Raw genomic sequence first — 17163 nt, 5'->3', positions numbered from 1 at the left:
ATTGCGTGACGAACGATGAACACGTCGTGCTTGTCGACCCTGCGGGCAACGCGGTGGGCACCGCCCCCAAGTCCACGGTCCACGGCACGGACACCCCCCTGCACATGGCCTTCTCCAGCTACGTCTTCGACGCGTCGGGCAACGTGCTGCTCACCCGCCGCGCCGACCACAAGATCACCTGGCCGGGGGTGCTGACCAACAGTTGTTGTGGTCACCCGCTGCCCGGTGAGGGTCTCCCGTCGGCCGTGATTCGCCGGCTGTCCCACGAGCTTTCGCTGACCGTTTCCTCGGTCGACCTGCTGCTGCCCCGCTTCTCCTACCGCGCGGTCATGCCCGACGGCACGGTCGAGCACGAACTGTGCCCGGTCTACCGCGCCCTGGTGGGCGAGGAGCCGACGGCCAACCCCGACGAGGTCGGCAGCGTCCTGTGGATGCCGTGGAAGGAGTTCTCCGACCGCGTGCTGGCGGGCGAGCTGGAGATCTCGCCGTGGGCCACCGAGCAGCTCCCTCAGTTGGTCGCCCTCGGGCCCGACCCCCTCACGTGGCCCGTCGCCGACCCGGGGGAGCTTCCGCCGGCCGTACGCGACCTGTAGAAAAGCCGAGGGCCCCGGGGAAGTCCCGGGGCCCTCGGCTGTGGTCTAGCGCTCGACCTCGCCGCGGATGAACTTCTCCACCGCGTCGCGGGCGTCGTCGTCGGAGTACTGCTCCGGCGGCGACTTCATGAAGTAGGAGGACGCCGACAGGATCGGCCCGCCGATGCCCCGGTCGAGGGCGATCTTGGCGGCCCGGACCGCGTCGATGATGACGCCGGCGGAGTTGGGCGAGTCCCACACCTCAAGCTTGTATTCGAGGTTGAGCGGGGTGTCGCCGAACGAGCGGCCCTCAAGGCGGACGTAGGCCCACTTGCGGTCGTCGAGCCACGGCACGTGGTCGGACGGGCCGATGTGCACGTCGGCCTTGGCCATCTCGTGCGGGATCTGCGAGGTCACCGACTGGGTCTTGGAGATCTTCTTCGACTGGAGGCGCTTGCGCTCCAGCATGTTCATGAAGTCCATGTTCCCGCCGAAGTTGAGCTGGTAGGTGCGCAGCAGCTCGACCCCGCGGTCTTCGAACAGCTTGGCCATCACGCGGTGGGTGATGGTGGCGCCGACCTGCGACTTGATGTCGTCGCCGACGATCGGGACGCCGGCCTCGGTGAACTTCTCGGCCCACTCGGGGTCGGAGGCGATGAAGACGGGCAGCGCGTTGACGAACGCCACCTTGGCGTCGATGGCGCACTGGGCGTAGAAGCGGTCGGCCTCTTCCGAGCCCACCGGCAGGTAGGAGACGAGCACGTCGACGCGGGCGTCCTTGAGCACCTGGACCACGTCGACCGGCTGGTCGTCGGACTCCTGGATGATCTCGCGGTAGTACTCCCCGAGACCGTCGAAGGTGTGCCCGCGCTGGACGGTCACGCCGAGCGGCGGCACGTCGCAGATCTTGATGGTGTTGTTCTCGGAGGCGACGATCGCCTCGGAGAGGTCACGACCGACCTTCTTCGCGTCGACGTCGAACGCCGCCACGAACTCGACGTCTCCGACGTGGTAGTCGCCGAACTGGACGTGCATGAGGCCCGGCACACGGATGGCCGGGTCGGCGTCCTTGTAGTAGTGGACGCCCTGCACCAGTGAGGCGGCGCAGTTCCCCACACCTACGATGGCTACGCGCACCGAACCCATCGCACTCGCTCCTTTGGATCGTTATTCACCGGAATCGGGACGTTCGCCCCGTTCTGATTGGCTTTTATCGGCGGCTTGCGCCCGTTCAGTGTTGATCAACTCGTTGAGCCAGCGGACCTCACGTTCCACCGACTCCAGCCCGTGCCGCTGCAGCTCAAGGGTGTAGCTGTCGAGCCGCTCACGGGTTCGGGCCAGGGCCGTGCGGACGTTTTCCATTCGTTCCTCCAGGCGGCTGCGCCGCCCTTCGAGGATCCGCAGGCGCACTTCGGCCTCCGTGTGACGGAAGAACGCGAAGTGGATGCCGAAGCTCTCGTCCTCCCAGGAAGACGGACCCGCCTGGGTCAGCAGCTCCTGGAGTCGTTCCTTGCCCTCGGCGGTGAGCTTGTAGACGATCTTGGATCGGCGGCCGAGGACCACGTCGTCCGGTGGCTCCTCCTCGACGATCAGGCCGTCGGTGAGCAAACCCTTCAAACACGGGTAGAGCGAGCCGTAGGAGAACGCGCGGAACATCCCGAGCAGGGTGTTGAGCCGCTTGCGCAGCTCGTAACCGTGCAGCGGGTTCTCGTGGAGTGAGCCGAGGACGGCGAGCTCCAGGACCCCGCTTCTGGACCCGGTCACTGGAACCACCTCCTGCGTGCTCCGGAGTATTCATGACTGATGTATCGAGCTGATACATCTGCAGGATACGTCGGCTCGTTATAGCGTGCAACGTGGCCAACGGTTGGGCACGATTTGGCAAAGGGACGTAATCTTGCCCACATGTGGTCACAGCGGACGGGAGTGGCAGGAGGGTCGATGCGGCCCGGAACCATGCCCGCACGCTGGGTAAAAGCCCGGTCAGCAAGGGCCCCGATGGCCCATCAATCCGGCGAATACCCCGACGGGGCGCCGGAGACCTGTCAAGGTTGTGACCGGAACCGTCTGGTGGTCTCGTACGTCCTCGGGACAGACGCCGAGTAGACGTCGACGAGCATTCCCCACGAACTTTGACGAGGACGCGTGAGTAACAGCAGCTATGGCCCGGGACAGACGGGCGGCCCCTCGGAGGGTGCCGGTCGTGGGCCCCGACCTGGGCGGCGCCGTCGCTCGCCCGCAGAATCGGCTCCCCCTCAGGCGCCGCAGGCACCGCCGCGACAGCCGGTGACCGGCGGCTGGGGCGCGCCACCCGCGCAGCCCCCCGCCCCGCGGCCCGGCCAGCCCGGCCGCCGCCAGGAGGCCGCATTCGAGGACACCGCCTCCATGGGCGCCGTCCCCCCGCCCGCCGCGGGTCCCGGTCAGCCCACCCGCATAGGCCGCCCACCCGGCGGGCCGGGTGGACCCGGCGGAAACCTGCCCTTCCCCCAGGGCCCGAGGCCCGTCGCCCCTCCCGGCGCCACGGGTGCCCTCCAGCGCCCTGTCGAGGGTGAGGCGACCCAGATGATGGGCGCCGGTGGTGGTGGTCGCCGCCGTCGCGGCGGCCCGCCCAGCCCCTGCCCGGAGGCGGGCCCGGCGGCCCGGGTGGCCCCAAGGGGCCCGACGACTTCGACGACGACGATGACGACGAGCCGCGCCGCCGCACCGGCTGGCGCCGCTTCGTGCCGAGCTGGAAGATCGTCGTGGCGGGTGTCACGGTGGTCGTCGCCGGCGTCTTCGGGATGATCGCGATCGCGTACGCGAACACCCCCGTCCCCGACAAGAACGACGCGCAGGCCGAGGCGCTCGCCCAGGGCTCCACCGTCTACTACTCCGACGGCAAGACCCCGATCGCCCACCTGGGCACCAAGCGCATCATCGTCGACATCTCCAAGATCTCCCCGTTGCTGCAGGACGCGGTCATCGCGATCGAGAACGACACGTTCCGCGAGGACTCGGGCATCTCGATCCCCGCGATGTTCCGGTCGGTGTGGATGACCGCCACCGGCCAGCAGCTCCAGGGCGCCTCGACGATCACCCAGCAGATGGCCCGCAACTACTACGACGGGCTGAGCCAGGACGTCTCGGTCAAGCGAAAGGTCATGGAGATCTTCGTCGCGGTGAAGATCAACAAGACCATGGAGAAGGACGAGATCCTCGAGCAGTACCTGAACACCATCAACTTCGGCCGCGCCTACGGCATCGAGGCCGCCTCGCAGGCCTACTTCGGCAAGAAGATGACCGCCGCCAAGCTCGACGTGAATCAGGCGGCCTACCTGGCGGCCCGGGTGCAGACCCCGAGCTGGTCGGCCGACGAGCCCGCGCTCCAGTCGCGCTTCAAGGACGTCGTCAGCGCGATGGCCCGGCTCGACCCGGCCAAGTACGGCGACCTCCCGCAGAAGGCCAAGTTCCCCAAGACCATCAAAGACCCCAACCTCAACGAGATGGGCGGTCTGAAGGGCTACATGGTCTCGGTGGCCATGCACGAGCTCAAGGAGCGCGGCGTCAAGGAAGACGCCATCCAGAGCGGCGGCTACAAGATCGTCACGACCTTCGACAAGCGGCTCATGCAGACGGCCCAGAAGGTCGTCAAGAACGTCATGCGCAGCGTGCCCAACAGCCGCGAGGTGCACGCCAGCCTGGCGGCCGTCGACCCGACCAACGGCCGGGTGATCGCCTTCTACGGCGGCGACGACTACGTCAAGGACAACTGGAACGAGCCCTTCGACTCCGCCAAGCAGGCCGCGTCGGCGTTCAAGCCCTACGTGCTGGCCGCCTGGCTGGACGCCGGCTACAGCCTCAACAGTTGGCTGCCGGGCAACGAGACCGTGCCGAAGGAGATCCCCGGCCAGGCCAGGGGCGGTTTCAAGAACGACCACGGCGGGCCGGCGGCGGTCAACGCGATCACCGCGACCTCGGCCTCGGTCAACACCGCGTACGTCTCGATGGCCTACAAGCTCGACCAGGACGCCGGGAAGATCGGCGAACTCGACCCCGTGAAGCAGATCGTGCTCGACGCCGGGTTCTCCGAAGACCGCATGACCAAGGACATCGACGAGCACCACTACCAGTTCTCGATCGGCTCGGCCCCCGTCACCGCGGTGGAGCAGGCCGCCGGCTACTCGATCTTCGCCAACGCCGGCAAGCACGTGAACTACCACGTGATCAAGGGTGTCTACCAGGGCAAGGAGCTCGTCCACCCCGAGCGCAAGCCGGTCAAGCAGGTCATCTCGCCCGAGGCGTCCGCCGACGCGGTCGTCGCGCTGGAGGAGGTCCTCAAGTCCGGTACGGCCGGCGGCCAGGGCATCGGCCGCCCGGCCGGCGGCAAGACCGGTACGAACAACCAGGAGAAGGAGGCCTGGTTCGTGGGGTTCACCCCGCAGGTCTCCACCGCCGTCGGCATGTACCGCGAGGAGTGCCGCACCAAGTCGGGCAAGGTCGTGCCCCCGGTGCACGCCCGCTGCCCCTGGTGGAAGGGCAAGTCGCCGGAGGACGGCGATCCCAAGTTCACGATGGCCAACCCGTACAGCACGCCTTATGAGGTGTCGCTCGGCTTCGCGGGTGCCAGCTTCCCCACCCGCATCTGGCGGGAGTTCATGCTGGAGGCCCACAAGAACAAGCCGGTCGCGCAGTTCCCGCCGAAGGCCGGGACCGGCGCCCCGCAGGACATCGTGCCCAGCCCGACCCCGACGCCCAAGCCCGAGGAGGAGGTCGTCGAGGAGCCGACCCTCCCGTGGGAGGACGACGGCGGCCCCGGCGAGAGCGAGTGCTTCCCCGGCGCGCCCGAGTGCGAGGTCGACATCCCCGACGCGGGGGGCGAGGTCCCGTTCGATCCGTTCGGTTCGCCGGTGACGCCGACGCAGCCGCAGGCTCCCCCGGCGCCGTCTCGCGAATCCAGCCGATAGACAGCCCGATAGACAAGTGACGGGGTGTCGCAGGTACAGTGCGACACCCCGACACCTGATCGAATGGCCTCATGATGACCCGGACGACAGAAGCCCCCGGGCCGCGAGCGGCGGTCGTGAACGGACTCATTCCGTATGTGCCACTAGGCCTGCTGGCCTCGTTGGGCGCGATCCTGGCCTATTACTGGAAATCCGCCTGCCGGTTCGGCGGGGCGTGGAACTCCGGGATCGATCAGTACACGAACTTCTGCTACACCGACATCTATCCGCTCTGGTTCGCCCGCGGCCTGAATGAAGGAAAGATCCCTTACATTCAGGGAGATGTCGAATATCCCGTCGGCATCGGCGGGATCATGGAGCTGGTGCGCCGCCTGTCGTTCGGCGACGCGGTCCGCTTCTACGACATCACCGTGATCATCATGGGCGTCTCCCTGGTGATCGGCGTCCTGTGCATGGCCGCGCTGGCCGGGCCCACCCGTAAGTGGGACGCGCTCTGGTACGCCCTGGCGCCGGCGGTCATCCTGTCGGCGTACATCAACTGGGACCTGGCCGCCGGAGCGCTCGCGCTCGGCGGGCTGCTCGCCTGGGCGCGCGAGCGCCACTACCTCGCCGGGGCGCTGCTGGCCCTGGCGGTGGCGACCAAGTTCTACCCGCTGATGTTCCTCGGAGCGCTGTTCCTGCTGACCGTGCGCACCGCCAAGTGGATGCCGTTCCTGAAGATGCTGGGCGCGGCGGTCGGCGTGTGGTTGCTGGCCAACGGGCCGATCATGCTGGCCAGCTTCGACGGCTGGAAGCGCTTCTACACCTTCAGCAGCGAGCGCGGGGTCGACTGGGGCGGCCTGTGGTTCTTCTTCCAGAAGTACCAATGGGGCGTGCTGGCCGACGGCGAACACCTGAACCTGATGGCGATGATCGCGGTTGGCGTGCTGCTGCTCGGCATCGCGATCCTCACCCTGGCGGCCCCCACCCGGCCCCGGCTGATGCAGATCTGCTTCCTGGCGCTGGCCGCGTTCATGGTCACCAACAAGGTCTGGTCGCCCCAGTACGTGTTGTGGCTGATGCCCTTCGCGGTGCTGGCCCGGCCGAAGTGGCCCTCACTCGCGGTGTGGCAGGTCACCGAGGTCTGGTACTTCTTCGCCATCTGGCTCTACTTCGTCGGCATGGACCCCAGCTACTCCGCGCAGGGCATCGGCGACGGGCCCTACTTCCTGGCCGTCTGGGCGCGGGCGCTGGCGGTCATCGCGCTGATGGTGCTGGTCGTGCTCGACATCCTGAAGCCCGACCGCGACGTGGTCAGGGTCGCCGGGATCGACGACCAGGCGGGTGGGGTGTTCGACGGGGCGCCAGATCGATTCGTCCTCTTCCGCCGGGCCGCCAAGACCGAAGCGAGCTGAGATGCGATACGCCGCCCCGGTGTGGCTGCTGACCCGTGCCCTGATCTTCCTGGCCGCGATGCAGATCATTCCGGTGGGCTTCCCGATGTCGTTCGAGAACGACATCCGGCTCTACTCCGACTGGTCCGACGTCCTGCTCACCGGGCAGTTCCCGGACAACGACGAGAAGTGGCAGTATCCGCCGTTCGCGGCCATCCCGATGCTCGCGCCGCACCTGCTGCCGTTCTTCGACTACCTGGTGTCGTTCTTCCTCATCGCGATCCTGTGCGACCTGGGGATCCTGCTGCTGATCTGGCGGTTCTGCCGGCGTACCGGCGGCGGCGAGGGAGCGGTCTGGGCGTGGGTGGTCGGGCCGGTCCTGCTCGGGCCGCTGCTGATCGCCCGCTACGACCTGATGGTGGCGATCTTCGCGGTGGCGGCGCTGACGGTGTCCGTCGACCCGGCGGTGCGGGGCGCGCTCATCGGCATCGGGTTCTCGATCAAGGTGTGGCCGATCGCGCTGCTGGCCGGGCTGCGCCGCTGGCGCGAACTGCTCACCGGGAGCGCTTCGGCGGTGGCCGCCACCGTGGTGGCCTGCGGCGCGACCGCGCTGGTCATGCCCAACGCGCTCGACTTCCTGACCGCCCAGCAGGAACGCGGCCTCCAGGTCGAGTCGATGGCCGCGACCCCGTTCGTGCTGCTGCGTGCCCTGGGCCTGTGGGACGGCTTCTCCACCTACCAGCACGGCGCGATGGAGCTCGCCGGCACGGGGGTCGACACCGCCATCAGGCTGGCCGTGCTGGCCACCCCGGTCGCGGCCGTGCTGCTCGTCGTGTGGTGGCTGCGGGCCCACCCGACCGAGGCCACGTTCTACGACGCGGCGCTGACGACCGTGCTGCTGCTCGTGGTGACCAGCCGGGTGCTCTCACCCCAGTACATGATCTGGCTCATCGGCCTGGCCGCCGTGGTGTTCTCGGTGCCGGGGTCGAGCCAGAAGCCGGTCGCGTGGCTGCTGCTGGCCGCCACGCTGCTGACCGGGATCGCCTATCCGTGGGTCGAGGAACACTATTCGTGGAAGGGCGAACTCCCCGGCACGCTGGTCCTCGCCGCCCGCAACCTGCTGCTGCTGATGGCCGCGGTGTTGTCGTTCAGAAGGTTGTGGACGAGCACACGGCGCCCCCCGGCCGAAGACGGCGCGGGCGAGCGGGAACTCGACACCGTACCCACTTCTTGAGCGCGGGAATCCGCAGACTTTATCCACAGGCTGTGGATTAAAGGTTCTTCCGCAGGAAGGCGATGTCGTCGGCCTGGCCGTCGCCCGGCGTCTCCACCACGATCGGGGCGCCGGCCTGACGGCAGATCTCCAGGATGAGCTCCGGGTCGATCTGCCCGTGGCCCAGGTTCGTGTGGCGGTCGGCGCCCGAGTCGAACGCGTCACGCGAGTCGTTGCAGTGGACCAGGGTCGATGCGGCCGGTGATCGCCATGACCCGGTCGACGATGCCCTCAAGGTTCTCGCCGGCGGCGTGGGCGTGACAGGTGTCGAGGCAGAACCCGATCTTCTCGGGCTCGCGGGCCTTGGCGGTCACCGCGTCCCAGAGACGGGCGATCGTGTCGAGGTGGCGGGTCATGGCGTTGTCGCCCCCCGCCGTGTTCTCGATCAGGACGGGGATCGGGCAGTCCATCCGCTCGAACACCTTGCCCCAGTTGTCGAACCCCTTCTGCGGGTCCTCTCCCTTGTTCAGGTGGCCGCCGTGCACGATCAGCCCGGTCGCGCCGAGCTCGGCGGCGGCCTTGAGCTGACCCTCCAGCAGCTTGCGGCTGGGGATGCGGATGCGGTTGTTCGTCGTGGCGACGTTGATCAGGTAGGGGGCGTGGACGAAGACCTGCACGTCGGACTCGCGGATCGCGTCGGCGCTCTCCGGCATGACCGGCCCCTTGAACCCCTGCGGATCACCGAGGAAGAACTGCACCACCTCAGCCTCACGGGCGGCGGCGTGGGCCAGCGGGTCGTCCTGGTCGACATGAGCTCCGATTCGCACCATGGACCGAGCCTAACGGGCTTTTCGAGAGCGTTTCAAAGGTGATCGTCCGGGCAGTCGCGAGGGCGGTTGACGCGCCCTGCGTCTCGCGCGTCACGACAAAAGGAGACGACATGCGCTACCGGGTCGGGAGTTTCATCCTGCTGATCTACATCCTGGTCGGCATTTACGTGGCGTGGGTCTACGACTACCTCACGCCCGGCATTCTTCGTGACATCGCCGAGGCCCTTCTTTCGATCTTCCTGTGGTTCCTCGTCCTGCTCGGCGTCGACCTGCATATCGGTAAATGACATACTCATGAAAAAGGCCGCAGGCGTGCTGCGGCCTTTTTCTTCGTACGTGGGTCTCTAGATGAAACCGCCGTGGGCGATGCCCAGCCCGGCGCCGACGAACGACCCCACGATGCCCATGATGTTGAACACCCGCTGGGGCGTGGTCACCGAGACGAACTGGGAGAACAACCCGGTGAAGAACCCGACCGCGCCCAACCACGACGCGGGCACGTGGAGAACCACGATGAACCCGAAGATGAAGGCGAAGACGCCGATCGTGAACACCGAGAGACACAGGGTGTTCTGCAGCCGGTGGGGCCGGCCGTCGGTGTTGAGCGTGAGTTTTCGCGGCTGGCCCGCGACGGGATCCAAGATGTGTGGCATGAGCGCCACCCCCTCCTCCTACCTTCCACCGTTGATTCCCGGACCGGACCGGACACAACCGCCGCCCTGGTAGCCTTGACAGGCTGCGTCTGCTAAGGACGCGCGTCCTCCTGTCACGGCAAGGCGTCGTGGCCGCAGAGTCCAGAGGAGGTTGGATTCCGCATGCGTCGATACGAGATGATGGTCATCCTCGACCCGTCCCTCGATGAGCGCACCGTGCAGCCCTCACTCGACCAGTTCCTCGCCGTCGTCCGCAACGACGGTGGCACCGTGGAGAAGGTCGAAGTCTGGGGCCGTCGCCGGCTGTCCTACGACATCGACAAGAAGTCCGAGGGCATCTACGCCGTCGTCGACCTTTCCGCCGAGCCGGCCACGGTCAAGGAGCTGGACCGTCAGCTCAACCTCAATGAGGGCATTCTTCGTACGAAGGTGCTGCGTCCCGAACTTCACTGACGTTTTGTCGGAGCCTGGCTTTACGCTGGGCGACTAATACGTCGGCGGGATACGAAAGGCTACGACCGATGGCAGCAGGCGACACCACAATCACCATCGTCGGCAACCTTGTCGACGACCCCGAGCTCCGCTTCACGCCCACGGGGCAGGCGGTGGCCCGGTTCCGCATCGCGTCCACTCCGCGGTTCCTCGACAAGCAGACCAACGAGTGGAAAGACGGCGAGGGCCTGTTCCTCACCTGCAACGTCTGGCGTCAGGCGGCGGAGAACGTCGCCGAGAGCCTCCAGCGCGGCATGCGGGTGATCGTGCAGGGCCGGCTGCGCCAGCGGTCGTACGAAACCAAGGAAGGCGAGAAGCGCACCGTCTACGAGGTCGAGGTCGACGAGGTCGGCCCCTCGCTGCGCAACGCCACCGCCAAGGTCAACAAGACCGCCCGTCAGGGCGGAGGCGGCGGCGGCTTCGGCGGTCCCGCCAACGACCCGTGGGCCACCGCGTCCCCGGCCCCGTCCGGAGGCGGCGGCTTCCAGGGCGGCGGCAACAGCGGTGGTGGCGGCGGCTACGGCGGCGGCAGCCCTCAGGGCGGCGGCTTCGGCGGCGACTACAGCGACGAACCGCCTTTCTAGTCCACATATAAACACCGAGCGACCATTCCCGCCTCGCGCGGGGCTCTGAAAGGAGCACCACGATGGCCAAGCCGGCACTGCGCAAGCCCAAGAAGAAGGTTTGCCTGTTCTGCCACGACAAGATTTCCTACGTCGACTACAAGGACACGGGCCTGCTGCGGAAGTTCATCTCCGACCGCGGCAAGATCCGCGCCCGCCGGGTGACGGGCAACTGCACCCAGCACCAGCGCGACGTCGCCACCGCGATCAAGAACGCTCGCGAGATGGCGCTGCTGCCCTACACCTCCACCGCGCGCTAAGAAAGGAGCCTTGGGAAAATGAAGCTCATTCTGACCACTGAGGTCTCCGGCCTCGGCGCCCCTGGCGACATCGTCGAGGTCAAGAACGGCTACGGCCGCAACTACCTCATCCCGCGCCAGTACGCGATCCTGTGGACGCGCGGCGCCGAGACCCAGATCGCCTCGATCAAGAAGGCGCGCGACGCCCGCGAGATCCGCGACCTGGGCACCGCCAAGGAGGTCGCCGGCCAGCTCGGCGCCCTGAAGGTCAAGCTGAAGACCAAGGCCGGCGCTTCCGGCCGCCTCTTCGGCTCGATCACCACGGGCGACATCGCCGACGCCGTCAAGGCGGCCGGCGGCCCGACCCTCGACCGTCGTCGCATCGTCATCGACAACGCGATCAAGACCACCGGCACCCACCGGGTCAGCGTCAAGCTGCACCCCGAGGTCGCCGCCGCGGTCGACATCGAGGTCCTGGCCGTCTAGTCCGGCCGACACGAAGCCCCTTCCGGCCCTGCCGGAGGGGGTTTCGTCGTGTTTTCGGCGAGGGTGAGCGCGGTCGCGGTCAGAGGGCCCGCGATTTCGGCACAGCCGGCCCTGCCACCAGCCACTTCGAGCCGTAGGCCCGGGTGCCCAGGGTGATCAACCGGGCCGCCATCCAGACGCCGATGGCCAGCCACAACCCGGTCAGGCTGCCCGCCGTCAGCGCGAAGGGCAGGAAGACGATCGTGGTCGCCACCGACGCCCACGCCAGATAGCGCTGGTCTCCCGCGCCGATCAACACCCCGTCCAGGACGAACACCACACCCGCCGGCGGCTGGAGGACGGCCGCGATCCAGATGATCGACGCGAGCGCGGCCGTGACGGAGGCGTCGGCGTCGAAGAGGGCGGGGACGAACGGCCCGGCGGCCAGCAGCCCGAGCCCGAGGACCACGCCCGAGCCGATGCCCCACAGCGTCATCCGCCAGGTCGCCCGCCGGGCCGCCGCGAGCGCGCCGGCGCCGAGTTGACGGCCGATGATGGCCTGGCCCGCGATCGCGATGGCGTCCAGTGCGAAGGCGAGCAGGGTCCAGATCTGGAACGTGATCCCATGGGCGGCCACCTGTACGGTGCCCATCCGGGCCGCCATCACGGTGGCCACGATGAGCACGATCCGCATGCACACCGTGCGGATGAGGATCGCGATCCCGGCCAGGCCCGAGGCCTTGATACCGGAGATGCGGGGCCGCAACGACGCGCCTTCTCTTCGGGCGCCGCGCACCACCATGACCAGGTAGGCCACCGCCATGAGGGTCTGCGCGGCGGCCGTGCCGGAAGCGGACCCGGCCAGGCCCCAGTCGAGCCCCAGGACGAACCAGGCGTTCAGCGCCGCGTTCAGGGCGAACCCGCCGACGGAGACGACCAGGGGAGTCACGGTGTCCTGGAGGCCGCGCAACACGCCCGTACCGGCGAGCACCAGCAACATGCCCGGAGCGCCGAGCAGGCTGACGCGCAGATAGGTCACCGCGTCGTCGACGATGCCCGGCTCGGCCCCCACGAGACCGACCAGCCAGGGCGCCAGCGGCCAGCAGACCACGACCACGGCCAGCCCGATGGCCGCCGCCAGCCACAACCCGTCCATCCCGCCCTGGACGGCCTCCCGCCGCGCCCCCGCCCCGATGCGCCGCGCGACGGCGGCGGTGGTCCCATAGGCGAGGAACACGCACAGGTTGACGATCGTCGCCAGAATCGTGCCCGCGACACTCAGCGCGCCGAGCGCACCCGTGCCCAGACGCCCGACGATGGCGTAGTCGGCCAGGAGAAAGAGAGGCTCGGCGACGAGCGCCGCGAACGCGGGGACGGCGAGCCGGAGGATCTCGCGATCGTCGGGGGACATGGAAGTCATTCTGCCGTGGCCGAAAAAACTTGTATCCACAGGGGGTGGATAACATCTCCGCAGCTCACAGCGTTATCCACAGGCATGTGGAAAGGTTATACACAGGCTAATCCCCAAGCTGCCCACACCCTGGGGCCCTTCGTCCACAGGTTGTCCACAGAGTTATCCACAGGGCTACGTTGCTGATGACGTGAGGTGGCGGGAAACTGTCGGAGGCGTCATCTACAACTGGGGGTGGGTGCGAGCGAGGGGGGAGGGCCAAGTGAGCGTCATCGACTTCTCCGGAGGGCCGTCCGAGCCGTCCTTCGAACGCACCCCGCCGCACAACATCGAGGCCGAACAGTCCGTCCTCGGCGGCATGATCCTCTCCAAAGACGCCATCGCCGACGTCGTCGAAGTCCTCCGCGCCGACGACTTCTACCGCCCGGCCCACCAGATCATCTACGAGATCATCACCGACCTCTACGGCCGAGGCGAACCCGCCGACGCCGTCACGGTCTTCAACGACCTCCAGCGCCGCGGCGAGGTCGGCCGCGTGGGCGGCGGCGCCTACCTCCACACCCTGACCGCCGTCGTCCCCACCGCCGCCAACGCGGGCTACTACGCGAAGATCGTGCGTGAACAGGCGGTGCTCCGCCGCCTGATCGAAGCAGGCACCCGCATCGTCTCCTACGGCTACGGCGGCCAGAACGAAGAGGTCGACGACCTGGTCGACCGCGCCCAGGCCGAGATCTACAAGGTCACCGAGCGCCGCACGTCCGAAGATTATCTGCCGCTCTCCGAGATCATGCCGGGCGCCCTCGACGAGATCGAGGCCATCGGCAGCCGGGGCGGCCAGATGGTCGGCGTCCCCACGGGCTTCCAAGACCTCGACGCCCTGACGAACGGCCTCCACCCTGGCCAGATGATCGTCGTCGCGGCTCGTCCGGCCATCGGGAAGTCGACCCTGGGACTGGATTTCGCACGTTCCGCGGCGATTAAGCACGGTATGACCACCGCGATCTTCTCGCTGGAAATGTCGCGCAACGAGATCACCATGCGTCTGCTGTCCGCCGAAGCCAGGGTCGCCCTCCACGCCATGCGCTCCGGCATGATGAACGACGACGACTGGACCCGCATGGCCCGCCGCATGGGCGAGGTCGCGCAGGCGCCCCTGTTCATCGACGACTCCCCCAACATGTCGATGATGGAGATCCGGGCCAAGTGCCGCCGCCTGAAGCAGCGCAACGACCTCAAGTTCGTGATCGTCGACTACCTCCAGCTCATGAGCTCTCCGAAGAAGACCGAGAGCCGCCAGCAGGAAGTGTCGGAGTTGTCCCGTGCGCTGAAACTGCTGGCCAAGGAGCTGGAGGTCCCGGTCATCGCGATCTCCCAGCTCAACCGTGGTCCGGAGCAGAGAACGGACAAACGACCTCAGGTCAGCGACCTTCGCGAGTCGGGTTGTCTCACGGCGGCGAGCCGGATCCTGCGAGCCGACAACGGCCAGGAGGTCAGTCTCCAGGAGCTGATCGAGTCGGGGGCCCGGGACATCCCTGTCTGGTCGCTCGACGACCGGCTCAAGCTCGTGCCGCGCACCATGACCCATGTCTTCAGCAGCGGCGTCAAGCAGGTGTTCCGCGTTCGGATGACATCAGGTCGGGAGATCGAGGCGACCGCCAATCATCCCTTCCTCACCTACGACGGCTGGCACGCCCTGGAGACGCTGTCTCCCGGTACGAGAGTCTCGGTGCCCCGGCATGTGCCGCCCCCGCTGGAACTCAAGGCGCTCGACAAGGACGAGGTCGTCCTGCTCGCACACATGATCGGTGACGGTTCGTTCGTGCAGCGACAGCCGATCCGCTATGCGTCCAGAGACGAGGCCAACCTGGCTGTAGTGACCGAGGCGGCGGCCCGCCGTTTCGGCGTCACCGCCGTCCGCGACGAGCATGAAGTGGCTCGGTGCACGATCCTCCGTCTTCCGGCGCCCTTTCACCTGACCCACGGCAAGCGGAACCCCATCGCGGCATGGCTCGACGAGTTCGGTCTGTTCGGGCTGCGCAGCCACGAGAAGTTCGTGCCTGGTCCGTTGTTCGCCGCGCCGAAGGAACAGCTCGCCCTGTTCCTCAGACACTTGTGGGCCACCGATGGATGTGTCTGGTGGGACGAGAAGGTCGGGCAGGCACGGATCTACTACGCCTCCACCAGCCGCAGGCTGATCGACGACGTGGCTCGGCTCTTGCTGCGTTTCAACGTGATGACCAGGATCAAGACCAACCAGAAGCAGGGACACCGGCCCGGTTATCAGCTTGTGATCTACGGCGCGGAGAACCAACTCCGGTTCCTCGATGACATCGGCGTTCATGGCGAACGCGATGCCCAGGTCCGTCGGTGCATGACCGAATTGCGGCCCAAGATAGGCAACACCAACCTCGACACGGTTCCCGTGGGGGTGTGGGACCGGGTTCGCGACATCCTCGCCGAGCGGCGGATCACTCACCGGGAGTTCGCGCTCGCCACGGGGAGTTCCTTCAACGGAAGCGCGATGTGGCGGGCGGCGCCGAGCCGTGAACGGCTCGGCCGCATTGCGACCGTCCTCGACGACGCCGATCTCGAGATCCTCGCGACCAACGACGTCTTCTGGGATGAAATCGCGAGTGTCGAGCCGCTCGGGGAGCAGCCCGTCTACGACGCGACCGTGCTCGGCACCCACAACTTCGTCGCCAACGGCATCAACCTGCACAACTCGATCGAGCAGGATGCCGACATGGTCATCCTGCTCCACCGTGAAGACGCCTACGAGCGCGAGTCCCCCCGCGCCGGTGAGGCCGACCTGATCGTGGCCAAGCACCGAAACGGCCCCACCGCGACGGTCACCGTCGCCTTCCAGGGCCACTACTCCCGGTTCGTCGACATGGCCAGCCACTGACCCCTCAGGACCCTCGCGCCACCGGCTCCCTGGATGTGGTTGATCTCGACGTACCAGCCGTACTCGTCGCCCGGCTGGGAGCTGACGACGCCCGCCGGCGGTGTAGACGGCCTGTTGGTTGGTGGTCTCGAAGCGCACCGCGTCTCCCAGGGCGATGGCGCCGCGTTCGGCCCCGGCCAATCGGGTGACGACGACCCGGTTGGCGACCGGGTCGATCGGCCAGGAGCGCCCGTCGTCTTGGCCTGCTCAGGGAACCACCCGATAGTGGGTGACCAGGTGCTCCCCGTCGAACACGTGCAGCGCGAATCCCGGCGGCTGCTCCAGTGAGACGGGCGGCCGCGACTCGGTCTCGTAAGGCGTCAGGACCGTGCTGACCACTCCCGGCCCGACCAGCAGCGGCAGCCCGGCGAACATCGTGGCGGCCGCCGTGTGGGCGTGGCCCGACAGCACCGCGACCACGTTGGAGTGCCTTCCCAGCACCTCCGCCAGTTCACCCGGGTTCCGCAGCCCGATCCCGTCGACATAAGGGCTGTGCAGCGACGACGCCTGGTGGTGCATGCCGACGAACACCTTGCCGGGCGCGGCGGCGAGCGTCTCGTCGAGCCAGGCCAGCGTCGAGGACTCCAGCCGGCCCTCGGCGCGGCCCGGGATGCTGGAATCGACCAGGACGATGCTGAACGACCCCACCCGCAGCACCTGGTCGACGGGTTCTGAGCCGGAGGAGCCGAGCAGCACCTCGCGGAACGGCCCGCGCGAGTCGTGGTTGCCTGGGCAGATGAGCGTCGGGTGCCTGGTCGTCAGGGTCTTGCGGGCGATCTCGTATTCGGCCGGCGCGCCGTTGTCGGCCACGTCGCCGGTCACGATCACGGCGTCGACCGTGAGGCCGTCGATGTGGCGCATGACCCGTTCCGCCCGTTCGGTGGCGCGGGGACCTCCGTCGAAGTGGGTGTCGCTGACGTGGGCCACGACGATCATCTGGACCTCCTAGGCGAGCCGTTCGACGAGGATACGCGCCCGGGCGAGCTGCACCTTGCGGGCCTCGGAGGCGGCGTACCTGATGATCAGAGGGGGTGCCGACAGGTTGAGGACGTCGTCGACCCGGGTCCCGGTGCCGTCGGCGCTGAGGTCGAATCGGTACGCCATCCGCACCCCGCCAGGGCTCTTCACGTCTCCCCACACGGCGCTGTGGTCGGTGAAGAGCTCGACCGCGATGGGGTTGTCCCATTTGAGGAACCCGAAGAACCGGAACCGCTCGGTGGCGGTGTATCGCACGACTCCGGGGGTTGACCTGTCCACGTCCCTGACGGCGACCACGATCGGGGAGAGCCCGATGTAGTTCTCGGGGGTCGTCAGATGGTCCAACACCACCTTCGGTTCGACGCCGATATGGAACGTGTTCTTCAACACCTGGTCCGGCACGCTGGGCCTCCGGGGTAGAACGTGA

The 17163-nt window shown here is 67.6% G+C and carries 17 protein-coding genes; 10 read left to right on the top strand and 7 right to left on the bottom strand.

From position 1 onward, the window contains the following. Window positions 1-5: 5 nt before the first annotated feature. On the top strand, window positions 6-593 hold the full coding sequence (gene idi / locus AW273_RS08490; protein WP_062346937.1) for an isopentenyl-diphosphate Delta-isomerase: 588 nt from the start codon (window positions 6-8) through the stop codon (window positions 591-593). Window positions 594-638: 45 nt separating this feature from the next. On the opposite strand, the gene AW273_RS08485 is transcribed toward idi, so the two are convergent. Together AW273_RS08485 and AW273_RS08480 are read right to left on the bottom strand one after the other, a co-directional pair. Then, window positions 639-1718, bottom strand: a complete 1080-nt coding sequence (locus AW273_RS08485; RefSeq protein WP_062346935.1) for an inositol-3-phosphate synthase — start codon at window positions 1716-1718, stop codon at window positions 639-641. A gap of 21 nt (window positions 1719-1739) precedes the next feature. Further along, entirely contained in the window at window positions 1740-2336 is a 597-nt protein-coding gene (locus AW273_RS08480; protein ID WP_062346932.1) for a PadR family transcriptional regulator, read from the bottom strand. 956 nt (window positions 2337-3292) lie between these two features. On the opposite strand from AW273_RS08480, the gene AW273_RS08475 reads away from it, so the two are divergent. The 3 genes from AW273_RS08475 to AW273_RS08465 all read left to right on the top strand — a co-directional run bounded on the left by AW273_RS08475 (window position 3293) and on the right by AW273_RS08465 (window position 8122). Then, complete coding sequence (locus tag AW273_RS08475) at window positions 3293-5515, top strand: transglycosylase domain-containing protein (protein ID WP_062346929.1); 2223 nt, start codon at window positions 3293-3295, stop codon at window positions 5513-5515. 116 nt (window positions 5516-5631) lie between these two features. Next, on the top strand, window positions 5632-6909 hold the full coding sequence (locus tag AW273_RS08470; protein ID WP_232327197.1) for a glycosyltransferase family 87 protein: 1278 nt from the start codon (window positions 5632-5634) through the stop codon (window positions 6907-6909). Window position 6910: 1 nt separating this feature from the next. Then, a complete protein-coding gene (locus tag AW273_RS08465; RefSeq protein ID WP_062346927.1) occupies window positions 6911-8122 on the top strand; it encodes a glycosyltransferase family 87 protein in 1212 nt (403 codons plus the stop codon). Window positions 8123-8322: 200 nt separating this feature from the next. Here AW273_RS08465 and AW273_RS08460 read toward each other — a convergent pair whose 3' ends face one another. Beyond that, window positions 8323-8931: a deoxyribonuclease IV gene (locus tag AW273_RS08460; RefSeq protein WP_232327195.1), complete on the bottom strand. Its 609-nt coding sequence runs from the start codon at window positions 8929-8931 to the stop codon at window positions 8323-8325. Window positions 8932-9041: 110 nt separating this feature from the next. Here AW273_RS08460 and AW273_RS37805 point away from each other — a divergent pair, with 110 nt between their 5' ends. Continuing rightward, entirely contained in the window at window positions 9042-9218 is a 177-nt protein-coding gene (locus AW273_RS37805; RefSeq protein ID WP_198168059.1) for a hypothetical protein, read from the top strand. Window positions 9219-9275: 57 nt separating this feature from the next. Here AW273_RS37805 and AW273_RS08455 read toward each other — a convergent pair whose 3' ends face one another. Continuing rightward, complete coding sequence (locus tag AW273_RS08455; protein WP_062347371.1) at window positions 9276-9584, bottom strand: hypothetical protein; 309 nt, start codon at window positions 9582-9584, stop codon at window positions 9276-9278. Window positions 9585-9746: 162 nt separating this feature from the next. Between AW273_RS08455 and rpsF the strand changes: the two genes are divergently transcribed. From rpsF to rplI, 4 genes are all read left to right on the top strand, one after another. Beyond that, window positions 9747-10037: a 30S ribosomal protein S6 gene (rpsF, locus tag AW273_RS08450; protein ID WP_030452633.1), complete on the top strand. Its 291-nt coding sequence runs from the start codon at window positions 9747-9749 to the stop codon at window positions 10035-10037. 68 nt (window positions 10038-10105) lie between these two features. Next, complete coding sequence (locus AW273_RS08445) at window positions 10106-10660, top strand: single-stranded DNA-binding protein (protein WP_062346925.1); 555 nt, start codon at window positions 10106-10108, stop codon at window positions 10658-10660. Between the two features lie 62 nt (window positions 10661-10722). Further along, window positions 10723-10959 (top strand): 30S ribosomal protein S18, encoded by a 237-nt coding sequence (gene rpsR, locus AW273_RS08440; protein WP_030452635.1) that lies wholly within the window; start codon window positions 10723-10725, stop codon window positions 10957-10959. Window positions 10960-10977: 18 nt separating this feature from the next. After that, window positions 10978-11424 carry a 50S ribosomal protein L9 gene (gene rplI, locus AW273_RS08435; RefSeq protein WP_062340942.1) on the top strand — a complete coding sequence of 149 codons (447 nt, stop codon included), beginning with the start codon at window positions 10978-10980 and terminating at the stop codon, window positions 11422-11424. Window positions 11425-11503: 79 nt separating this feature from the next. Here the strand turns inward: rplI and AW273_RS08430 are convergent, their stop codons facing one another. Beyond that, window positions 11504-12814: an MATE family efflux transporter gene (locus tag AW273_RS08430; protein ID WP_232327193.1), complete on the bottom strand. Its 1311-nt coding sequence runs from the start codon at window positions 12812-12814 to the stop codon at window positions 11504-11506. Window positions 12815-13076: 262 nt separating this feature from the next. Between AW273_RS08430 and AW273_RS08425 the strand changes: the two genes are divergently transcribed. Continuing rightward, window positions 13077-15719 (top strand): replicative DNA helicase, encoded by a 2643-nt coding sequence (locus AW273_RS08425; protein WP_062346920.1) that lies wholly within the window; start codon window positions 13077-13079, stop codon window positions 15717-15719. Between the two features lie 246 nt (window positions 15720-15965). Here AW273_RS08425 and AW273_RS08420 read toward each other — a convergent pair whose 3' ends face one another. Together AW273_RS08420 and AW273_RS08415 are read right to left on the bottom strand one after the other, a co-directional pair. Next, complete coding sequence (locus AW273_RS08420; RefSeq protein ID WP_062346918.1) at window positions 15966-16694, bottom strand: metallophosphoesterase; 729 nt, start codon at window positions 16692-16694, stop codon at window positions 15966-15968. A gap of 9 nt (window positions 16695-16703) precedes the next feature. Further along, complete coding sequence (locus AW273_RS08415; RefSeq protein ID WP_232327191.1) at window positions 16704-17084, bottom strand: SRPBCC family protein; 381 nt, start codon at window positions 17082-17084, stop codon at window positions 16704-16706. Between the last annotated feature and the right edge of the window lie 79 nt (window positions 17085-17163).

Source organism: Herbidospora yilanensis (assembly GCF_001570565.1).
GTDB lineage: Bacteria > Actinomycetota > Actinomycetes > Streptosporangiales > Streptosporangiaceae > Herbidospora > Herbidospora yilanensis.
Note: the sequence above shows the minus strand (reverse complement) of the source record. Positions and strands in the feature narration are given on the sequence as shown.

Coding starts and splice junctions, on each gene's coding strand:
- rplI (WP_062340942.1), top strand. CDS start 10,978: ATGAAGCTCATTCTGACCACTGAGGTCTCCGGCCTCGGCGCCCCTGGC.
- AW273_RS08430 (WP_232327193.1), bottom strand. CDS start 12,814: ATGTCCCCCGACGATCGCGAGATCCTCCGGCTCGCCGTCCCCGCGTTC.
- AW273_RS08460 (WP_232327195.1), bottom strand. CDS start 8,931: ATGGTGCGAATCGGAGCTCATGTCGACCAGGACGACCCGCTGGCCCAC.
- AW273_RS08485 (WP_062346935.1), bottom strand. CDS start 1,718: ATGGGTTCGGTGCGCGTAGCCATCGTAGGTGTGGGGAACTGCGCCGCC.
- rpsF (WP_030452633.1), top strand. CDS start 9,747: ATGCGTCGATACGAGATGATGGTCATCCTCGACCCGTCCCTCGATGAG.
- AW273_RS08455 (WP_062347371.1), bottom strand. CDS start 9,584: ATGCCACACATCTTGGATCCCGTCGCGGGCCAGCCGCGAAAACTCACG.
- AW273_RS08445 (WP_062346925.1), top strand. CDS start 10,106: ATGGCAGCAGGCGACACCACAATCACCATCGTCGGCAACCTTGTCGAC.
- AW273_RS08465 (WP_062346927.1), top strand. CDS start 6,911: ATGCGATACGCCGCCCCGGTGTGGCTGCTGACCCGTGCCCTGATCTTC.
- rpsR (WP_030452635.1), top strand. CDS start 10,723: ATGGCCAAGCCGGCACTGCGCAAGCCCAAGAAGAAGGTTTGCCTGTTC.
- AW273_RS08420 (WP_062346918.1), bottom strand. CDS start 16,694: ATGATCGTCGTGGCCCACGTCAGCGACACCCACTTCGACGGAGGTCCC.
- AW273_RS37805 (WP_198168059.1), top strand. CDS start 9,042: ATGCGCTACCGGGTCGGGAGTTTCATCCTGCTGATCTACATCCTGGTC.